The organism is Paeniglutamicibacter sp. MACA_103 (genome assembly GCF_045798555.1).
Classification (GTDB): Bacteria; Actinomycetota; Actinomycetes; order Actinomycetales; family Micrococcaceae; genus Paeniglutamicibacter.
Map to the genome: position 1 here is coordinate 40,666 of NZ_JBIXLN010000003.1, position 18,477 is coordinate 59,142.

Consider the following 18,477-nt stretch of genomic DNA (forward strand, 5'->3'; position numbering starts at 1 on the left):
CCATGAGTGCGCGCAGCGCATGACCGGCAATCTGTTCGCTGGATACATTTGAAGGAGTCGCTGAACTATGGCCGAAGAGATTTATCTGACTCGTCTTGACGAGATCGTGACCGACCTAGGCAACAGCATCAAGGAGTTCGAGGACGCCTCGAAGATCGCCAGGGGCATTGCCGGCGCCGTAGGCAACCCGATGGGCAAGGGGAAGCTGAAAGATCGGGTCGAGGACTTCGAAAACGACTGGAACAAGAACCGCGATGAGCTGGTGGAGAAACTTGACGGCGTGCACACGCATTTGAAAGACATCAAAGACGGCTTCGAAGAGTGGGATCGGGATGCGCAGAAGGCATTCCTGAACTCACGAGTCTCCGATGCGCCCAAGGCGTCCAAGTAGATAGAGGAAGTACAAAGCATGTCTTTGCAGTCACCGAACACCGGTACGACCTTGGATCTGATCAGCGGGAACCCCGACGATTTGCGCCGCAGCGCCCTGGACCTGATTTCTTCGGGCGGGGCCATGGATCGTGCAGCAACCCGCCTGGAAGACATCAGCGAGGGCACCACGGATTTGAAGTCCGATGCCGTGGCCACGGTCCGCGAGTCCGCCGGCGAGGTATTTCCCGACCTGCGCAAGGCAGCCATCCGCTACGAGAAGACCGGTGAGGCACTGAAAACGTATGCAGAGGCGCTGGACCGGGTCCAGGGCGCCTTGCAGATGTGCACCGCGCAAGGCGGCGTGGATTCCCATGCATCGATGAACGCGCTGATCGCGGACATAGAGCAGGCGCACCAGACGGCGGCGGCGAAACGAAGCCAAGAGGACACTGCAGAAGACGCAATGGACGACGCCGACGGGTTTCTGGGCATCAGCGAAGGCACCGATGAGCAGAAGGCCGAAGCGAAAAGCGATTTGACCGATGCGAAAGCCGCACGCGAGGGGGCAGAGGAGGAGCTCGCCGAGCTGTGGGGCAAGTTCGATGGCCGAGTGTCCTACTGGGAAGACGCCTATGACGAGGCGGTGAATGGCATCGAGGAGGCCTTCGACGCCGCGGGCAACGACGACAAGAAATGGTACGACATGCTCAACGACATCTTGAGCATTGCCGCCATCGTGCTGGGCGCCTTGGCGATCATCTTGGCCTCTACAGTCCTGGGGCCGATCCTGGGCCTCATCGCGCTGGTCGTCTCGGTGGTTGCCCTGGCCATCGAGATCTACAAGATGACCCAAGGCGAAGGCGATTGGACCAGCTTGGGACTGGCCATCGTCGGGTTGGTCCCGTTTGGCAGGGTTCTGGGCAAAAGTATTTCGGGCCTTGGCCAGGTGTTCAAGGGCGGAGCCAAGGCCGCGCGCAGTCGCGGGTTGGGGAAGGCCTTCAAGGCCTTTACCAAGACGCGCGCAAGCACCGGGCGCGGCGTTGTCAGATCCTCCCTCAAGGGGAAGCCCAAGCGTCCGGTCAAGACGAAGATCCAGGGAAACAGCAAGACCCGGAGTAGCATCAGGCGCAACAATCGCAAGCTTGAACGGGAATACCAGCAGGCCAAGTTGCAGCATGGCAATGAGTACCTGTCGAAGTTCAACAAGTCCTTCGCGGAGGACCCGCTCAAATTCGTCAATTACCTCAATGACGGCGGCAGCGCCAAGCATCGGGCATTGGCAGACTATATTCTGGAGCACTCCGACGACCTCGACCCTCGGGCCGTGGACTGGGCAATGGGAACCAAGATTGCCGGTAAGCTCGAAGACTCCGGTACCTTCGTGCAATCCTTCGGCCTCGGCGTATACGAGTCCGAGCGGCAGAAATAGCTTCTCGGAGGGCCGCGCAGAGCGGTGCCTGATCAAATAAAACTCTAGTACTGCAGGAGAGTCGATGAGCCAGAGCCTGTCGGAAACCAAGCCGAAGCCTCGGGGCATCGGATACAGCATGGTGTATCCGCCGGGATGGCGTGAGTTCAGGACGACCGCTGAGCACGAAGGAATTTTGACCAAGCTTGCGACGGCCGAGGCCAAGTCGCTTGGCCGCGCGGACGTGGTTCTGCTGATTCGGCAGAAAACGCATGAAATGTTCGAGCATTTGCGGCGCCGTGGCTCTCTCGGGTTCGCGCTGCCGGTATCGCAGGTCAACGGCGGCGCCATTCCGACATCCATGATCATGACTCCACTGAAGGTGGGGGCATCTGGGACGCTTGCCGACGCAGTGCGCAGGGTCGCGGGCGGAAATCCGCTGGAAACGGAAGCCGTCGATGGGGCGAACTGGTATCACTGGAGTACCTCGGAGCGAGCCGAAGAGGCCCCGGAATTCCTGAACATGGGCTTGAATATGGTGATTCCCCGACCGCTGCCGGACGGGAGCGAGGACCCGGATCCGAAGGCGGGGCTGTGGTTGCTGTATTCCTATGCCCAGGTCGACGCCGGCGAGGGCAAAGCAGAGCTCACGGAGGCTTTGCGGGACCTCGGCTATGCAATTTTTGGAACGTTTAGGTGGGTGCCAGTTCAGTGATCTCATATGAAATCGAACCGGATCTGGAGTACTGGATACCGGTCCCGCGTTCCTTCCCGGACGAGGAATGGGATACGGCAGAGCAGTGGTCCGCAGACCTCGCCGAAGTGGCCATCCCCGAGAGCGACGCCATGCGGCAGGCTTACCAGCTGATGGCATTGGATGTGGTGAATAACCAGGTGGACGAGGCCGAGCATACGCTGTGGTACTCGCCAGAAGATGGGCATGCGATGGGGACGGCGCATCTGATTGTCCTCGATGACGATCCGGGCCAAAGCCTGGTCGAGCTGGCGTTGCCGAAGTACGATTCGGTGACCCCGGCGCAAGTTGAAGAATACGAATCATCGGTCTTCGGCCAGATCGTGCAGGCGACTTCGGCCATTACCGTCGACCTTCCGAAGGAGGACGAGACGGTCATGTCGCCGGCGATCGGGCATGTGAGAACCGTCGGCCGAAGCCACGGGATGGTGTTCCTGTTGGAGGCCTTCGACTCCGATCTGGCTGCGTTGGGTTTCATGATGGAACCGATGATTGAGCTGTTCGAAACGGTAACCTTTGGCGTCGAAGACGACGATCATGACGAAGACGAGAACGGACCGGTGTTTTCTTGAGAAATCCGAAGACGGGAAAACCTCAGCCCGAAGAGTTCGTGAGTTCGCTTTCGCAGCACCTGCCTCGAATGCAGAAGGGCGGGTCGCTTTTGGTCCTGGCCGCAGTCCTGCTGCCGCTGGGGCTGTATCTCATTTTAAATGACCTGCCAGACGTATCGAGCCGCCGTGCCCAGATCATCGTCCAGTGGACGCCAACGGTCATGGGCGCGCTGACTCTTGTCTACGGGTGCATCGGTATGATTACCGCAGCGGCGGGCATCTCGCGCAAGGGCAAAGAAGCCATTGACCTCAAGTTCCAGCCAAGCGGGATCACCGTGCGCGGGGGCCACAAGATCCCCTGGGAATCCATTGCCTCTGTGACGAGTATCCAATATGAGAACAATTCGAAAGTCCAGCTGCTATGGGACCGCGCCGACCTCAACCGTTCGCTGGACGTATATGTTGACAAGGCTTTGGATACTCCAAGAAACAAAACAAAAGACGGACGACCTTACATAAGGATCGATCTTCTTCGTTATCCGGCCGTTGACTATATGCGCCTCTACGAAGCATCGTTGGACCAGTTCGCACGTCGGGGAATCTCCGTTGAAGACCGGAAGACCTTGAAGCAGACGTAGCAACCAACTCTCGGAATTCGATGGGCGGCCGACGCAGGCTGCAGGAGCATGGGCCAAAGAGAACCAACTGGGTGTCGTTGTGTATGCCCCGTAACCTTTGTGTCGGTCAACGACCGCCTACGCACTTCGGGCCAATGGAACCCTTGCTGCGGTGGCACTTCCTTGACGCCACGGCTAGGAGTCAACGCTGCCGCTTCTCCGAAGGGCACGGACTAGGCTGGCGTACCGCCCATCGAGTCGGCGGCCCAAAGATGCACCATGGCGTAAGACCTGTAGGGCGCCCACGAACTTGCCAGCGCAGCGGCTTCGCGTTCGGAGATCCTGTCCAGGGCCCGACGCGCGACCAGATCCCCGGGCACGAAGGCATCGGGATCGCTTCGGCCGCGCATCTGCAGGTAGTCGGCCGTCCACGGTCCCACACCGCGCAAGGCCAGCAGCTCCGAACGATCCAGTGGGATCCCGGATGTGCCGGCGAAATCCTTGGCGGCAAATCCCTCGGCCATGAGGAACAGCGTGCCCGCCCGGGTCTTGGTCAGGCCGATCGTTTCGCGCAGGACCTCAGTGCCTCGCGAAACCACGGCCTCGGGCGTAGGGAAGATGCGCAACCCACCGGGGCCCTCGCTTCCGTACGCCGACAGGAAGCGTCCGCCAAAGGTCCTGCCGGCGGCCAATGTCACCTGCTGGCCCAGGATTGTGGTGGCCGCGGCCTCGAAGCCGTTGAGGTATCCGACCAGCCGCAACCACGGTCGCGCCTCGACCAGTGGGCCGAGCACGGGATCGGGGGAGAAAGACTCCTGCATGCCGGACAGGTCGGTGTCCAGGTCCAGCCATGCGCGGACCGCGGCTTCAAGCTGGTCAAGGTCGTTGGCAGTGGCCCCGGCACAGGTCAGTTCGACTCCGTCCGTGGCGAACCCCAGCTCAACGGCCATCGGCCCGGAGTCGACGGCGATCAGCCGGGTGTGCCGAAATTCGGAAGGTTCGTTGATGTCGAGCGTGGGGATCGAGTGGATCCCGAGCGTGCGCATCATGTGCCCTGGGTCCAGCAGGCCGTTGGACTTCAGGAAGCGCGAGCTCATGCCGGCCAGATGCCCGAGGTGCCGCGGCGGTGGGAACCCATCAGGTGCGTGTCGACGATGCCGAGGGCCTCCATCAGTGCATACATGGTCGTGGGTCCCACGAAGGCGAATCCTCGCTTCTTCAGCGCCTTGGACATCGCCACGGATTCGGGGCTGGTGGTGGGGATTTCTTCCAGCGCGTTCGGTGCCGGGGTGGAATCGGGCTGGAACGACCAGATGAACTCCGCCAGGCCGCCGTCCTCGCGCAGGGCGATGGTGGCCTTCGCGTTCTTGATGGTTGCCAGGATCTTCGCGCGGTTGCGGATGATCCCCGCGTTGACCAGCAGCTCCTCGACCTTCGCCTCGCCGAAGCCTGCAATGACCTCCGGGTCGAACCCGGCGAATGCCTCGCGGAAGTTCTCGCGCTTGCGCAGGATGGTGGCCCAGGATAGCCCGGACTGGAAGGCCTCGAGGCTCAGCCGTTCAAAGACTCCGTGCTCGTCACGTACCGGCATGCCCCACTCGGTGTCGTAATACGTGCGCATCATCGGGTCGGTGGCCGCCCAGGACGGGCGGGCAAGGCTGTCTTCGCCAATGATTATTCCGATGCTCATGTTCCAATCCTGCCACGGCTCTTCCGCGTTGGCTTTATCGCTGCAGATCGCTATCATCGTAGTATGACGATGCTAGAGCGAGCCGACCGCGAACGCCAGGATGCCCTTGAAAGCCATGGGGCGGCGGCGGCCCTCTTCCATGGCCTGGCCGACCCCACGCGGCTGATGATCCTGGCCCACCTGCGCACCGGAGAGCACAAGGTCAAGGAACTCACCGAGCACCTGGGCCTGGCCCAAAGCACCGTGAGCGCCCACCTTTCCTGCCTCCGCGACTGCGGCCTGGTGACCTCTCGCGCGCAGGGCCGCGCCAGTATGTTTTCACTCGCAAATCCGCAGCTGTTGCTGGAGCTGCTGGGGGACGCGAACCACTACATCGGCATCAGCGACGGCCACGAACTGGACACGCACGACTTCACCGCCGTCCATGATCCTTCCCGGGCGACGGAAGGAGCGCGCCGATGAGCCACGACCACGACCACGGCACCGCAACCACCAACCGGAAGAAGCTCGCCTGGGCCTTTGGCATCACTGCGACCATCCTCGTCGCCGAGATCGTCGGCGCGTTCCTCACGAACTCATTGGCGCTGCTCGTTGACGCCGCGCACATGCTCACCGATTCCACCGGCCTGCTGCTGGCCCTCACCGCGGCGACGCTGGTCATGCGAAAGCCCACGGCGAAGCGCACCTGGGGCTTCCGCCGGGCGGAAGTGCTTTCGGCGACCCTCCAGTCGACGCTGCTGCTCGCTGTGGGTATCTATGCGCTGATCGACGGCGTTCGGCGCCTCTTCGAGCCGACGGAAATCGCCGGTGGCGGCTTGCTGGTTTTCGGCATCATCGGCTTGCTGGGCAATGTCGCCTCGATGGCGATCCTGGCCTCCGGCAAGGATGACAACCTGAACATGCGCGCAGCCTTCCTGGAGGTTGTCAACGACGCCCTGGGTTCCGTCGCCGTGATCATCTCCGCGATCGTCATCTCCACGACTGGGTGGATGCAGGCGGACTCGATCGCCGCCATGTTGATAGCCGCCATGATCATCCCGCGCGCACTGAAACTGCTGGGGGAGACGACGCATATCCTGCTGGAGTCCACGCCCAGGGGCCTTGATCTTGAAGACGTCCGTGCCCACCTGGTTTCGCACCCGATGGTGCTGGCCGTCCATGACCTGCACGCCAGCCAGATCGCGTCGAACCTGCCGATTCTTTCGGCGCACGTGGTGGTGGAAGACGAGGCGTTCCACACCGGTGCCGCAGCAACCCTGCTGGGTGAATTGCAGTCCTGCGTGGCCGAGCACTTCGAGGTGAGCATCGAGCACTCGACCTTCCAGATCGAGTCCCACAGCCACCAGGCCCCGGAGCACGAGCGGCACGACTGACGGAATTGCAACCATCATGTTCGGCGAAGCGTCGGACATGTCGAAGCGCTCTTGGGCTAGTTTCTTGAAGCTAGCCCAAGAGCGTTTTTTGATTCCCTTGAACCCGCCGCAGGTCCCCACTGTGCCCATTGCTTCAATTTAACCTTCATGAATGTAGGTAATAAATCTAGCTGGTTCTACGTCTGGAGCCATCGCCGATCATGCCCAGGCGACCGAGGGGTGGTCGTCAGAGCCTCAATACGCTAAGTATTGGCCCGGATTTGCCCGGGAATCAGGGGCCGAAGGTCTGCCATCTCGCGCTTGGGCAAATTGCTCGCAGGGGCTTGTGTTCTAAATCATTCACAGTTACAGTTTTTCTTACCGGAGGCCACGTGATTAGAGTCACAGTGACGCGTGGCTCTGTTCACTCGATCACTTCATCGAAATCCAACAAGGAGACGTCGTGTCCGTAGAGTCACGTAAAGTACCCGAGGCCTCATCCCATTCTCACGACGAGGATGCCGCACATCTGGCATCTCTTGGCTACAAATACGAGAAGCAATTCAAGCGAGAAATGACGTTCTGGGGGAATGTCTCGCTGGGGTTCACCTACCTGTCACCCGTAGTGGGAATCTATTCCCTCTTTGCGATCGCATTGGGCACTGCAGGGCCGCCGATGTTCTGGTCATTGCTCATCGTGGGAGCCGGTCAGCTTTTCGTTGCCATGGTCTTCGGCGAAATCGTATCCAACTACCCGGTCGCCGGTGGCGTCTATCCCTGGTCGCGACGCTTGTGGGGTCGCAAGTGGGGCTGGATGAACGGCTGGGTCTATCTTGCCGCGCTCCTGACGACGATTGCCTCCGTGGCATATGGAGCAGGCCCGTACCTTGCGGCATTCCTTGGATTGGAAAGCAGCGTCAACGCAACTATTCTTGCCGCCTTGGTGGTCATCGCCCTGGCAACTTGCCTCAACCTCCTCGGCACCGGCGTTCTGAACAAGGTCGCAATGCTCGGCCTGATCGCGGAACTTGGCGGTGCCGTCGTTGTCGGCCTCTGGTTGATTGTGGGTCACCGCAACCACGACTTGTCTGTCCTCTTCAACACCTTTGGCGCGGGTGAAGGCGCCGACTACTTCGTGGCCTTCGCTGCCGCCGGTCTGATCGGAATTTTTCAGTACTACGGCTTCGAGGCCTGTGGCGACGTTGCAGAGGAAGTCCCGAACCCGGGCCGCGCCATCCCCAAGGCCATGCGCATGACCATCTACATCGGGGGAGCCGCAGCGATGTTCGTCTGCCTCTCGCTCATTCTCGCGGTTCCCGATTTCGGTGCCGTGATTTCAGGTGCCGACTCCGACCCGCTCGTGGGCGTGCTGATGGCGGCCTTCGGTCCTGTTGGTTACAAGGTCGTGCTCGGTGTGGTCCTGATTTCCTTCGTGTCGTGCGTTTTGAGCCTGCAGGCTGCCGCGAGCCGACTCACCTACTCCATGGCCCGCGACGGGATTCTGCCGTTCAGTTCCTTGCTCAGCCACTTCAGCGATCGGCGACATGTGCCGCCGTATGCACTGTTGGTCGCCGGGGCGTTCCCCGCACTGGTCGTGATTGGTTCCAAGATCTCCGAGGATGCACTGGTTGCCATCATCTCCTTCGCGGCCATGGGGATGTATCTGGGCTTCCAAATGGTCGTGCTGGCTTCCCTGCGTGCACGGCTCAAGGGATGGACGCCGTCGGGCAAATACCAGCTTGGTCGCTGGGGCATTCCGGTCAACGTGATGGCACTGCTGTGGGGGGTCCTGGGCATGGTGAACATGGCCTGGCCGCGCACTCCGGAGGCCGGATGGTTCGCAAACTACATTGTCCTGATTTCCTCACTAGTCGTACTGGGAATCGGCGGCCTGTACCTGGCGCTTCGCAAGCCGCATCTCAAGGGCGATGCCCCGGCAGCCGACGCCATCAATCCCCGGACAACCGTCAGCGCCAGCTAATGCCATGCACCCGCTGGGTGTAGCCGCCAGTCCCGCTCCGTAAGGCCAGCACCACAACGAAAGGATCGCACCATGAGTGTCGAAACCGCCCCGAACCAAGTCAACATCCCCTACCTCGACATCTCGGATCCGAGCTTCGCCATGCAGTCCGAGGAGCTCCGGAATGCCCGGGAAGCAAGCTGGTACGCGAAAACCAACTACGGCATTGCCGTGTTGCGCTACGACGAAGTCAGCAAGCTGCTCAAGAGCCCGAAGCTCATCCAGGGCAGCGCCAAGTGGCCCGCACACAACGGTGTGCATGGCGGTTTGTTCTTTGACTGGTGGACCAAGAATCTGCTCGTGTTGGAGGGCGAAGACCACCACCGGATCCGGCGCCTGCTCAACCCGGCCTTTTCACCGCGACTGATCAAGGGCCTGGTACCGCGTTTCCAGGCGCTGGCCAATGAACTCATTGACGATTTCATCGACAGCGGTTCCTGCGAGTTCATCGGAGATTTCGCCGAACCGTACGCCACCCGCGTGCTGACGATCTTGTTGGGCATTCCGGAAAGCGAGTGGCCGACCATCGCCCGTCTTGCTTCCACCATCGGACTGGCACTGGGCGTCACCTTCAAGCAGGACCTGGACAAGGTTGACGCGGCCGTAGCCGAGCTCTATGCCTACGCGGAAAACCTCATCAGGGACCGCCAGGCCAACCCGGGCGAGGACTTTGTCTCTCGGCTGGTCCTAGCCAGCCGGGATGGCGACAAGCTCAACGACGAGGAACTCCGCAACGCCCTGGTGCTGCTGATCTTCGGTGGTATGGACACCACTCGAAACCAGTTGGGCCTGGCAATGCAATCTTTCATGCGGAACCCGGAGCAATGGGAACTCCTGGCCGAACGACCGGAGCTCGGGAGCAAGGCCGTCGAAGAGGTCATGCGCATCAACCCGACCGTCACCTGGGTGACTCGCGAGGCTGTCGAGGACTTTGAATACCAGGGGCTTGAGATCGCCGCCGGCACAACCGTGCACCTGTTCACCCAGGCCTCCGGCACCGATCCCCTTGCGTTCCCCGACCCCGAATTGGACCTTCTTGGCGAGCACTCCGCCCACTACGGGTTCGGAGGGGGTGTGCACCACTGCCTCGGACACTTCGTGGCCCGAGCCGATATGAGTGAAGCACTTCCGTTGCTGGCCAGCCGCCTTGCCAACCCGCACCTGACCGGCGGGGACGAATGGTTGCCCGACTCGGGCAACACCGGACCCATTCGGCTCCCAATCGGATTCACCGAGCGCGTCTAAGCCCTCCGCTCTCTCCACATCACCACCAGCAATAAAGAAACGAGCTTCACCATGGCACAGATCACCGTCGACCGTAAATTATGCGACAACCATGGCCAGTGTGCCATCGCCGCCCCGAAAATCTTCTCGATGAACGACGAAGGAATCCTTGAATACGAGGAAGCCTTTGACGACGAATTGCTGGACGAAGTCGAGGAAGCCATCGACGTGTGTCCAGTCCAAGCCATCTTCGTGAAGGACTAGCCATGGGCCAGCGGATCATTGTCGCCGGCGCATCGCTGGGGGGACTGCGCGCCGCCGAACAGCTTCGGGCCGCAGGCTGGGAAGGTGAAATCCTGGTCATCGGGGAAGAAAGTCATCCGCCCTACAACCGGCCGCCGCTCTCCAAAGACGTCCTGGCCGATCCCGGAAGCCCTACCGAGGCGCTGGCCAAGCTGGCATTTCGGCCGCGGCGAAGTGCCACCGGAATCCAGTGGCGATTGGGAGCCCGCATCGGCTCCTCCAACTTCGCCACCCGCACGATCACTCTCGACGACGGGGAAGAACTAGGTTTCGACGGGCTGGTGATTGCCACGGGGCTGCGTCCTGCTCGCGTTGCCGTGCCCGGACCCTTGCCCGGACGCCACGTCCTGCGCAGCATCGACGACGCCCTGGCCCTGCACGCGGTGCTGCGGCCGGGAACCCGGGTCGGCGTCATCGGCTCCGGGTTCATCGGATGCGAAAGTGCGGCAACAGCGGCCTCACTGGGCTGCACGGTGACCCTTGTGGAGGGACGCACCGGCCCGATGGAACGACCATTGGGACCTGCACTCTCCTCCGGGGTGAGAGAGATGCTCTCGAACCGCGGCGTGGAGTGTCGGGAAGGGGTTTCCGTGGTTGCCTATCGGGGAGATGGATCCTGTACAGGGATCGAGCTCTCCGACGGCAGCACGGTAGCGGCCGAGGTCATAATCGAGGCTGTGGGGTCCGACGCGAATGTCGAATGGCTCCAAGGAAACGGACTAGACCTCGGCGACGGTGTGGAATGCGACAGGCACCTCCGGGTCCTGGCCGCCGATGGGAAATTGGTGCCCGGTGTCGTCGCCGTCGGGGACATTGCGCGGTACCCCGATGTCCGCAACGGGAGTTCGGCCCGGCGCGTGGAGCATTGGGCGACTCCCACCGACACCGCCAAGATTGCGGCCCCCGCATTGGTCGCCGGGCTCTCCGGCCAGCAGCCGGCAGATTTGCCCGCACCGCTTCCGACCTTCTGGACCGACATCTTCGGAACCCGGATCAACGGCATAGGTTCCCCGGCCCAGGCCGAGGAAATCCGAGTGCTGGAGGGCGACCCCGGTCAACCTCACACAGGCGTTGCGGTGGGCTATTACCGCGGGAACACGCTTATCGGCGTCGTCAACGCAGGCCTGCCGGCATCGAGACATTTGCATTACCGCCAGCTGGTTCTTGACGCCGGCGCCCTTGTCACCAGCTAAGACTTCCAGAAGAAACGAGTTGAGTCCCATGACCTTGCAAGCACTCCGAACCGAAACCGACACCATGTTGGACCGCGAAGCCTTTTCCCGGCACCAGGCCCGCAACCTCGAGCCCCAGATCGTCAAGGACCTTGCGGCCAAGATCGAGGCCGCCGGCGTCGAGTACATCTACTACGCGCTGCCCACCATTGGCTCGCGCGTCGTCGCCAAGATGGTTCCGGCCAACCACTTCCGACGCAACCTGGAAAAAGGCATCTGCTTCCACCGCACCGCCCTCTCCGACCTGCAGAACGACCGCCACGGAAACCTGATCGGCGGCGGCATCGAGGCGCGCGAATTCTGGGCGCTGCCGGAACCGGACTCCTTCGTGGTGCTGCCCTGGGACACCTCGGTCGCGCGGATCTTCTGCACCGCCTATGAGCCCCCGCACCTGCCGGAGGTCGGTGGCCGTCCGTTGGCCATCGACACCCGTTCTTTGCTGGCACGCACCCACGCCGCGTTCACCGAACGCACCGGGTTCGAGGTGCGGTCGGGCACCGAACCGGAAATGACCTGGGAAGGCCCCGGCCTCGAGGTCGTCAAGCGGCCCGGCTCCAGCCCCGCCTACCAGGTCGAGAACCTCGAGCGCATGCGCCCGATCTATAAGAAGCTCGTCACCTACTCCAAGGCAATGGGCCTGGACATGATCGAGGGCGACTACGAGGACGACGGCCAACTGGAACTGAACTGGATGTACGACCGCGTGGAAAAGACCGCCGACCGGTTGGTCACCTACCGGCAGATCTGCAAGCAGGTCGCCCGTGAATTCGGTGTCACCGCATCCTTCATGCCAAAGCCCTACAACGGCCAGATGGGCAACGGCTGCCACCACAACCTCAGTCTCTGGGACGGGGACACCAACGTCATCGAGGATGCCGGCCGGGTGGAACTGCACGTCTCGGAAACCGCCCGGCACGCCATTGGCGGAATGCTGGCCCATGCCCAGGGTTCCATGGCGGTGATGGCCTCCACCGTGAACTCCTACAAGCGGTTCTGGGACGCCGGACAATTTGCGCCGTCGACCGCCAACTGGGGCCTGGACTCGCGAGGCTGCCTGATCCGCATCTCGGCCAATGGCCGGATGGAATACCGGGTGCCGGACGCCGCGGTGAACCCCTACCTGTCCCACACGCTGCTCATCGCCTCGATGGAGGACGGGATCAACCGCAAGCTTGAGCCCTCAGCCCCCGACGAGGCCTGCGACAGCGCGCCGGCGCTCGGTGCCCAGCTGCCGCTGACCTTGGGCGATGCCATCGGGGCGTTCGTCTCGGACACCTACCTGACCTCGCAGCTGCCGGCGGATCTGGTCTCCATCTACACCAAGCTCAAGGAAGAGGAATGGGCCCGCTACTGCGGCTCGATCACCGAATGGGACCGCGAAATGTACTGGGAGACGATGCCGTAATGACAACGCTTAAACTGGCCTGCATCGACGCTGACGCGCCCCCGCTCTTTTCGCTACGCGACTCCAATGGCCAACGCACCGGCTATGAACCGGCGGCCGCGGAACTTGTGGCCTCGCGCATGGGCAGGACCATCGAATGGGTCGTTATGGGATGGGACGAAATGCTGCCCGCGGTGCGCGACCACCGGGTTGATGCGGTGTGGTGCGGGCAGGGCATCATTCCCGAGCGCCAGGCGGTGGTGGATTTCACCCGCCCCTACGCAGTCTTCGACGAAACGGTCTTGGTGCGCAAGGGCGACCCCGCCCGCACCCCGGCCGACCTGTCCGGGTACCGGGTGGCAGCCATCGAGGGCAGCGCCAACATGGCACTTGCACGAACCTTCGACGGGGCGATCATCGTGCCGTTCAGCGGCGACACCGTCTACGAGGACATGCTGGAGGCGGTGGCGGATGCCAGCGTCGACGCCATGGTGGACGACGACGTGGTGCTGGTGCCGCTGAGTGACGACCCGCGCTACGACGTGGCCTTCACCGTGGCGACCCGCAACCCGTGGGGGATCGGGATCGCCAAGGACAACCCCGGCCTGCGCGAGGAACTCAACGCCGCGCTCACGGCCGTGATCGCGGACGGCGCCCTGCATGAGGCATGGAACGCCTGGATGCCCGCCCTCGATTTTCCGCTGGGGAACAGCGTCGAGGTAGACACGGGCAGCCTCGCATGACGGGAGCAACCCGCCGCCCGCTGATAGGCGTCCCGGCCATGTGGTCTGCCAAGGTCCAGGGCATGCGCTTCGCGGGGGCGGCCGTGGCAGTGGCGGTGCTGGCCTCGATCGACCGGGCAGGCGGGGAACCCGTGGCCCTGTTTCCGGGCAGCAGCGAGTCGGCTGCTGACCAGCTCGCCCGCTTGGACGGGGTGGTCATTCCGGGTGGGGCAGACATCGATCCGCGCCGCTACGGAAGTGAGCCTGACGAGCATTATTGGCCGGCCGACCACCCGGGGCAGGACGACTATGAGGCTGCCCTCCTGCAGGCCTGCCTCGATTCAGGGATCCCGACGTTGGCCATTTGCCGCGGCATGCAATTGCTCAACGTCGTCCACGGCGGAACGCTTCTGGGACATCTGGAACCCGGCGCGATCCAACACCGCGGCGCCGAACACCCGGTGGCCTGCGTGCCGGGCACGCTCCTTGCCTCGGTTCTGGGGACCGACCCCGTGCGCACCTCCTCGTACCACCACCAAGCGGTCGACCGGGTTGGCGAGGGATTGCGGGTTGCCGCGACGTCTCCGGACGGGGTCATTGAAGCGCTCGAGGTTCCGGACGCGGCGCTGCTGGCTGTCCAATGGCATCCCGAGGATTTGGCAGCGGAATCGCCCAGTGATCATGCACTCTTCAGCTGGGTCGTCGAGGCAGCCAGGACCCGCCTGGCCCCGGGGCCCGCACACTTGCAGACGAATAATTTGGAGGTTTTGAGTTCATGAGTTCCGATCCACAGGATGACCGGGTTTTGACCCTGGAAGAAGTCATCCCGGAAGGGTTCGATTTGCTTCCCCCGGATGCTCCCTTGGTGGCAGTGGTGGTCTCACTGACGTTCCCGGGCATGGTTGGCGAGAGCTACAGGATCATGCGCGACTTCACCCGCAGTGCCTTCGACCAATTGCTGGAAGACGGTGCCCGCGCTGTCCTGATCGACAGTTCCACGGCGGACCCGCAAGCGGCGTTTGCCGCCGAGGAAGCCGACGCGGTGCTGTTTCTCGGTGGCGGTGACGTGGACGGGGCACTGTACGGGCTTCAGGGGCCGATCCCCAAGGCCTACGGGGTGGACCGCACTGCCGATGAATTCTGCATCGCCATGATCCATCGGACCCTTGAGAAGGACCAGCCGCTGCTTGCGATCTGCCGTGGATCCCAGCTTTTCAACGTGGCGCTCGGCGGGACACTGGTGCCGGACATCGTGCCCTCGGCTCTGCACCAGGGACAACCCGGCAAGCCGATGTTCCTCAACGAACGCGTTACCCTGGCCGAAGGCAGCAAGATCCACGGGATCCTGGGCCATGAACGCGTCACGGTGCGTTCCGGACATCACCAGGCTGTGGACCGTGTGGCCCCGGACTTGGTTGTCAGCGCCGTGGCCGACGACGGGATCGTGGAGGGAACAGAGCACCCCGGGCGAACCTGGGCCGTCGCCGTGCAATGGCATCCAGAGGACCGCGACGGATCGGCGGAAGACCGCCGCGCGATCTTCGGGGCTCTGGTGGAACAAGCCGCTCTGCGGCGTCAGCGGCTGGCGCAGAACGCGTAAGCAGCTTCAGGCGAATGGCGGGTCGAAGCAGTTCGACCCGTCGTTCGGCTATGCCGGAACCAACATGGACAACCCCAGGTGGGGGACTTCCAAAGGCACAATCCTGCTTCCGGTTGGAGCGGACTTGATTCTTTCTCCCACAAGATATGCACCGGAGTTGCCGATGATGACCCGATCGCTTGCGTTCAAAAGGGCCGCGTGTCCCGGGATCGAACGCAGCATTGGGAGGAAGATGACTTCCAGCGCTCTCACCGTTACGTCGTAGCCGGCAACTCCCGCAAACTCGCCTTGGATCTTGAACGGTGCGGTGTGAGTGAGGATGTATTCGTCCGAACCCAGATAATCGACGTACGGTCCCCAGATGGTTGCCTCGCCCGTTCTTTCGGCGGCGCTGAAGAAGGGAAGATGCTCGTAGTCGTAGAACCGCTCGCCATCCGGGTCGAGGTCAAAGACCAATTTTTCGGACCCGCTTGGCCCTGGCGTCCACCACTCGAGGACTCCTTGCCCCTCGCTTACCCGAGCCGAGGAGAACGTTGCCCCGGATCCAACGGCGAATGGATGCCGTTGCAGGAAATCAGATGCGAGGGCCTTCAACCCGGCCAGATCGTGTTTCGTGACCAGTGCGCCCGGATCGACATCTCGCGTGAGCAGATCGGTGACCGCGGCGGCCATCGCATAGGTGTCCGCCGATGCATCATTGAACCACCCGGAAATGGATCCCAACGCTGCTGCCGCCGGCTGGGAGAGACTCATTGGTTTTCCTTCACGTCGGTGGAGTAGCTCAAAGCCAGCTTCGTATCAATTAGGTGGTGCGTGCTGCGCCGTATATGGTCAATCACCAATTGCTGCCCCTGCTGGCTGCGGTTTTCGGACACGGCCCGCACCAGCGCCAGATGTTCAGCAGTGGCCCGTTCCGCATCAAAATCATCGACCAACGGTGACCACAAGACCTCCACCGTTTCGGCCTGCAACCGGATTTCGGCATTTGCCAGGCGGGTCGATTGAGCGGTCACCGCCAATTCGATGTGAAAGCGGCTGTCGGCCCTTGCCCTAGCCTGGGCACTGTCCGCCATGACGAGTGAGCGTGCCATATCCTGCAGTCTCTCTAGTTCATGCGGCTCGGCCCGGTCGCATGCCAAGCGGACTGTCGCCGCGGCAATGGCTGACTGTTCGTCGCCCAGATCCCGGATCTCGGCAATCGACGTGGCCATTAGCCACTCTCGCATGGCCTCCAGCTGGAATTGGGGCTGCTTCAGGATGAACGTCCCGCCGCTACGTCCGCGTCTGGTCTCGACGATCCCCTGGTCTCGAAGGACGGCCAGGGCGTCGCGCAGAGTGGCTGCAGCAACACCGAACATTTCTGACATTTCGATCTCGTTGGGTAGGCGTTCCCCGACGCGCAGCATGCCAAGCGTGATCGCCTTGGAGATGCGGTTGACGATGGCATCGGAACGTTCCAGATCGGGCAAGGATCGATAGATCTGCGACTGGAAAGACATATTCAAGGCCAAACCGGGTACTCCAAGCCAGACAATCGGAAAGTGTGCCCAGTCTATCGGCAACATCTGGCGAAACGTCGAAGCACGACGTAGTTTGGAATAGCCGATCGGACATATCTTCGTCCAGGCTGGAACTGGCCCGGGGACGGGGGCGCGTTGATCCGCTTCCAGTGTTTGTTGACTGGAAGCGGATCCATAGCAAGTGCTTCGCGACAATACTAAACATGACCCCACCGGCGCATGGAGCTGGAAGTCAGAGCGGAGAATTCAAACCTGTGATCCGATCACTATCGGGCCGTGGATTGCACGGGGCTACCCCTCCAGGAGTGACGCCGGGACGGAGGTCTCCGCCGTGGCTTTTCTGTTTCCCATGCGCGAAACGAGCGCCCACCCGATCGCCGCCGCAATGAATGCGCCGGCGGTGTTGGTGATGACGTCGGTGATGTCCGCGGCGCGGTTGTTGCGCAGTGCCAGCTGCGTGGCCTCGACGCAGATTGAGATGCCCAAGACCAGCGCGGTGGTTTTCAGCACCGCGAAACGACGCCAACAGAACGCCAGCATCAATCCCAGCGGGGCAAAGAGGCCGAGGTTCGCGACAGTCTCCACGGCCAGGTCGCGCTCCCGGTGCGCGAAGAACGGAATCCAGTTGAAGGTGCCGGCCGGGATCGAAGGGTCCGGCAGGGGAGCAGCGGGCAGTACCGCCACGGCCAGGCCGACGGCCCACACGGGAATGGCCACCAGCAGCACGCACCGCTTGGCCCGGGCATTGCCGCTCGAAGCGAACCAAAGAAGGGCGGCCAGCAAGGCGATGCTTGCGGCGAGGCCCAGCCCGACAAGCAGGGCAACGGTGGGGACGGCGAAATAGAGCATAGGCATCAAAGCGTATCGGTGGACCCTGTGAAGCTGCTGTCTCATACCCGGGTATGAGCCAAGCGGTGGATAAAAGGGTCCCTCAGGATGATCCAAAACCATACAGTGACCACATAACGTGGAACCATGACCATTACTGCACCTCATACCAGCACCGATTTTGCTGTCCACGCCACGAACCTGACCAAGATCTACGGCGAGGGCACCACCCGCGTCGAGGCACTGCGCGGCGTGGATGTCTCCTTCGCCCGCGGCAAGTTCACCGCGATCATGGGCCCCTCGGGATCCGGCAAGTCCACGCTCATGCATTGCCTGGCCGGCCTGGACGATGCCAGCGGCGGGCAGATCTTCATCGGCGGGACAGACATCTCGAAGCTGAATGACGATGCACTGACCAAGATGCGCCGGGAACAGGTCGGCTTCGTATTCCAGTCCTTCAACCTCGTCCCCACGCTCACCGCCGAGGCCAACATCCTGCTGCCGCTGGCCCTGGCCGGCAAGAAGCACGACAAGGCGTGGCTGGAGACCATCGTTGCCACCCTGGGGCTGAAGGACCGCCTGAACCACAAGCCCCACGAACTCTCCGGCGGCCAGCAGCAGCGCGTGGCCGTGGCCCGCGCCCTGCTCACCCGCCCCGAGGTCGTCTTCGGCGACGAACCCACCGGCAACCTGGACTCGCGCACCGGCGCCGAGGTGCTCTCGCTGCTGCGTTCCTCAACCCGGGAAATGGGCCAGACCATCATCATGGTCACCCATGACGCGGTGGCGGCCTCCTACGCGGACACCGTGCTCTTGATGAAGGACGGCGAACTGGTCGGCCAGCTCGAAGCCCCGACCGTCGACTCGGTGACCCAGGCACTTTCCGGGTTGGGTGCATAA

Annotated in this window: 21 protein-coding genes; 16 read left to right on the forward strand and 5 right to left on the reverse strand. The window is 62.4% G+C overall.

The features are described 5' to 3' along the window. Positions 1–67 precede the first annotated feature (67 nt). The 5 genes from ACIPVK_RS02045 (at position 68) to ACIPVK_RS02065 (ending at position 3,723) form a co-directional block, all read left to right on the forward strand. Positions 68–391, forward strand: coding sequence for a hypothetical protein (locus ACIPVK_RS02045; RefSeq protein WP_407610318.1), 324 nt, complete (start codon positions 68–70; stop codon positions 389–391). Positions 392–472: 81 nt separating this feature from the next. Then, complete coding sequence (locus ACIPVK_RS02050; protein WP_407610319.1) at positions 473–1,801, forward strand: hypothetical protein; 1,329 nt, start codon at positions 473–475, stop codon at positions 1,799–1,801. Positions 1,802–1,865: 64 nt separating this feature from the next. Then, on the forward strand, positions 1,866–2,495 hold the full coding sequence (locus ACIPVK_RS02055) for a hypothetical protein (protein WP_407610320.1): 630 nt from the start codon (positions 1,866–1,868) through the stop codon (positions 2,493–2,495). Continuing rightward, positions 2,492–3,106 carry a hypothetical protein gene (locus tag ACIPVK_RS02060; protein ID WP_407610321.1) on the forward strand — a complete coding sequence of 205 codons (615 nt, stop codon included), beginning with the start codon at positions 2,492–2,494 and terminating at the stop codon, positions 3,104–3,106. Before ACIPVK_RS02055 ends, ACIPVK_RS02060 begins: the two co-directional genes overlap by 4 nt. Then, complete coding sequence (locus tag ACIPVK_RS02065; protein WP_407610322.1) at positions 3,103–3,723, forward strand: hypothetical protein; 621 nt, start codon at positions 3,103–3,105, stop codon at positions 3,721–3,723. Before ACIPVK_RS02060 ends, ACIPVK_RS02065 begins: the two co-directional genes overlap by 4 nt. 212 nt (positions 3,724–3,935) lie before the next feature. Here the strand turns inward: ACIPVK_RS02065 and ACIPVK_RS02070 are convergent, their stop codons facing one another. Both ACIPVK_RS02070 and ACIPVK_RS02075 read right to left on the reverse strand, forming a co-directional pair. Beyond that, positions 3,936–4,799, reverse strand: a complete 864-nt coding sequence (locus ACIPVK_RS02070; RefSeq protein ID WP_407610323.1) for a DNA-3-methyladenine glycosylase family protein — start codon at positions 4,797–4,799, stop codon at positions 3,936–3,938. Beyond that, positions 4,796–5,392 (reverse strand): DNA-3-methyladenine glycosylase I, encoded by a 597-nt coding sequence (locus tag ACIPVK_RS02075; protein WP_407610324.1) that lies wholly within the window; start codon positions 5,390–5,392, stop codon positions 4,796–4,798. The genes ACIPVK_RS02070 and ACIPVK_RS02075 overlap by 4 nt, the downstream gene beginning before the upstream one ends. Positions 5,393–5,455: 63 nt before the next feature. On the opposite strand from ACIPVK_RS02075, the gene ACIPVK_RS02080 reads away from it, so the two are divergent. From ACIPVK_RS02080 to ACIPVK_RS02125, 10 genes are all read left to right on the forward strand, one after another. After that, positions 5,456–5,854: an ArsR/SmtB family transcription factor gene (locus ACIPVK_RS02080; RefSeq protein ID WP_407610325.1), complete on the forward strand. Its 399-nt coding sequence runs from the start codon at positions 5,456–5,458 to the stop codon at positions 5,852–5,854. Next, positions 5,851–6,765 carry a cation diffusion facilitator family transporter gene (locus tag ACIPVK_RS02085; protein WP_407610326.1) on the forward strand — a complete coding sequence of 305 codons (915 nt, stop codon included), beginning with the start codon at positions 5,851–5,853 and terminating at the stop codon, positions 6,763–6,765. The genes ACIPVK_RS02080 and ACIPVK_RS02085 overlap by 4 nt, the downstream gene beginning before the upstream one ends. A gap of 442 nt (positions 6,766–7,207) precedes the next feature. Then, complete coding sequence (locus ACIPVK_RS02090) at positions 7,208–8,725, forward strand: APC family permease (RefSeq protein ID WP_407610327.1); 1,518 nt, start codon at positions 7,208–7,210, stop codon at positions 8,723–8,725. A 72-nt stretch (positions 8,726–8,797) separates the two neighbouring features. Then, the gene (locus ACIPVK_RS02095) at positions 8,798–10,009 is read left to right on the forward strand and encodes a cytochrome P450 (RefSeq protein WP_407610328.1); all 1,212 of its coding nucleotides are present in this window, start codon (positions 8,798–8,800) and stop codon (positions 10,007–10,009) included. Between the two features lie 51 nt (positions 10,010–10,060). After that, positions 10,061–10,252 (forward strand): ferredoxin, encoded by a 192-nt coding sequence (locus ACIPVK_RS02100; protein ID WP_407610329.1) that lies wholly within the window; start codon positions 10,061–10,063, stop codon positions 10,250–10,252. Between the two features lie 2 nt (positions 10,253–10,254). After that, complete coding sequence (locus ACIPVK_RS02105; RefSeq protein WP_407610330.1) at positions 10,255–11,484, forward strand: NAD(P)/FAD-dependent oxidoreductase; 1,230 nt, start codon at positions 10,255–10,257, stop codon at positions 11,482–11,484. Between the two features lie 28 nt (positions 11,485–11,512). Next, positions 11,513–12,928, forward strand: a complete 1,416-nt coding sequence (locus ACIPVK_RS02110) for a glutamine synthetase family protein (protein WP_407610331.1) — start codon at positions 11,513–11,515, stop codon at positions 12,926–12,928. Then, on the forward strand, positions 12,928–13,650 hold the full coding sequence (locus tag ACIPVK_RS02115; protein ID WP_407610332.1) for an ABC transporter substrate-binding protein: 723 nt from the start codon (positions 12,928–12,930) through the stop codon (positions 13,648–13,650). Before ACIPVK_RS02110 ends, ACIPVK_RS02115 begins: the two co-directional genes overlap by 1 nt. Beyond that, complete coding sequence (locus ACIPVK_RS02120; protein WP_407610333.1) at positions 13,647–14,408, forward strand: gamma-glutamyl-gamma-aminobutyrate hydrolase family protein; 762 nt, start codon at positions 13,647–13,649, stop codon at positions 14,406–14,408. The genes ACIPVK_RS02115 and ACIPVK_RS02120 overlap by 4 nt, the downstream gene beginning before the upstream one ends. Continuing rightward, entirely contained in the window at positions 14,405–15,229 is an 825-nt protein-coding gene (locus ACIPVK_RS02125; protein WP_407610334.1) for a gamma-glutamyl-gamma-aminobutyrate hydrolase family protein, read from the forward strand. Before ACIPVK_RS02120 ends, ACIPVK_RS02125 begins: the two co-directional genes overlap by 4 nt. A gap of 48 nt (positions 15,230–15,277) precedes the next feature. Here ACIPVK_RS02125 and ACIPVK_RS02130 read toward each other — a convergent pair whose 3' ends face one another. From ACIPVK_RS02130 to ACIPVK_RS02140, 3 genes are all read right to left on the reverse strand, one after another. Continuing rightward, positions 15,278–15,982 carry a cache domain-containing protein gene (locus ACIPVK_RS02130; protein ID WP_407610335.1) on the reverse strand — a complete coding sequence of 235 codons (705 nt, stop codon included), beginning with the start codon at positions 15,980–15,982 and terminating at the stop codon, positions 15,278–15,280. Next, entirely contained in the window at positions 15,979–16,740 is a 762-nt protein-coding gene (locus ACIPVK_RS02135; RefSeq protein ID WP_407610336.1) for a FadR/GntR family transcriptional regulator, read from the reverse strand. Before ACIPVK_RS02135 ends, ACIPVK_RS02130 begins: the two co-directional genes overlap by 4 nt. 300 nt (positions 16,741–17,040) lie before the next feature. Further along, a complete protein-coding gene (locus ACIPVK_RS02140; RefSeq protein WP_407610337.1) occupies positions 17,041–17,604 on the reverse strand; it encodes a VanZ family protein in 564 nt (187 codons plus the stop codon). 120 nt (positions 17,605–17,724) lie between these two features. Between ACIPVK_RS02140 and ACIPVK_RS02145 the strand changes: the two genes are divergently transcribed. Beyond that, positions 17,725–18,477 carry an ABC transporter ATP-binding protein gene (locus ACIPVK_RS02145; protein ID WP_407610338.1) on the forward strand — a complete coding sequence of 251 codons (753 nt, stop codon included), beginning with the start codon at positions 17,725–17,727 and terminating at the stop codon, positions 18,475–18,477.

What these genes read in the sequence shown, in the direction of transcription:
- ACIPVK_RS02125 (WP_407610334.1), top strand. Translation starts at nt 14,405, where the DNA reads ATGAGTTCCGATCCACAGGATGACCGGGTTTTGACCCTGGAAGAAGTC.
- ACIPVK_RS02130 (WP_407610335.1), bottom strand. Translation starts at nt 15,982, where the DNA reads ATGAGTCTCTCCCAGCCGGCGGCAGCAGCGTTGGGATCCATTTCCGGG.
- ACIPVK_RS02045 (WP_407610318.1), top strand. Translation starts at nt 68, where the DNA reads ATGGCCGAAGAGATTTATCTGACTCGTCTTGACGAGATCGTGACCGAC.
- ACIPVK_RS02140 (WP_407610337.1), bottom strand. Translation starts at nt 17,604, where the DNA reads ATGCCTATGCTCTATTTCGCCGTCCCCACCGTTGCCCTGCTTGTCGGG.
- ACIPVK_RS02075 (WP_407610324.1), bottom strand. Translation starts at nt 5,392, where the DNA reads ATGAGCATCGGAATAATCATTGGCGAAGACAGCCTTGCCCGCCCGTCC.
- ACIPVK_RS02080 (WP_407610325.1), top strand. Translation starts at nt 5,456, where the DNA reads ATGACGATGCTAGAGCGAGCCGACCGCGAACGCCAGGATGCCCTTGAA.
- ACIPVK_RS02085 (WP_407610326.1), top strand. Translation starts at nt 5,851, where the DNA reads ATGAGCCACGACCACGACCACGGCACCGCAACCACCAACCGGAAGAAG.
- ACIPVK_RS02055 (WP_407610320.1), top strand. Translation starts at nt 1,866, where the DNA reads ATGAGCCAGAGCCTGTCGGAAACCAAGCCGAAGCCTCGGGGCATCGGA.
- ACIPVK_RS02120 (WP_407610333.1), top strand. Translation starts at nt 13,647, where the DNA reads ATGACGGGAGCAACCCGCCGCCCGCTGATAGGCGTCCCGGCCATGTGG.
- ACIPVK_RS02115 (WP_407610332.1), top strand. Translation starts at nt 12,928, where the DNA reads ATGACAACGCTTAAACTGGCCTGCATCGACGCTGACGCGCCCCCGCTC.
- ACIPVK_RS02070 (WP_407610323.1), bottom strand. Translation starts at nt 4,799, where the DNA reads ATGAGCTCGCGCTTCCTGAAGTCCAACGGCCTGCTGGACCCAGGGCAC.
- ACIPVK_RS02100 (WP_407610329.1), top strand. Translation starts at nt 10,061, where the DNA reads ATGGCACAGATCACCGTCGACCGTAAATTATGCGACAACCATGGCCAG.
- ACIPVK_RS02110 (WP_407610331.1), top strand. Translation starts at nt 11,513, where the DNA reads ATGACCTTGCAAGCACTCCGAACCGAAACCGACACCATGTTGGACCGC.
- ACIPVK_RS02105 (WP_407610330.1), top strand. Translation starts at nt 10,255, where the DNA reads ATGGGCCAGCGGATCATTGTCGCCGGCGCATCGCTGGGGGGACTGCGC.
- ACIPVK_RS02145 (WP_407610338.1), top strand. Translation starts at nt 17,725, where the DNA reads ATGACCATTACTGCACCTCATACCAGCACCGATTTTGCTGTCCACGCC.
- ACIPVK_RS02095 (WP_407610328.1), top strand. Translation starts at nt 8,798, where the DNA reads ATGAGTGTCGAAACCGCCCCGAACCAAGTCAACATCCCCTACCTCGAC.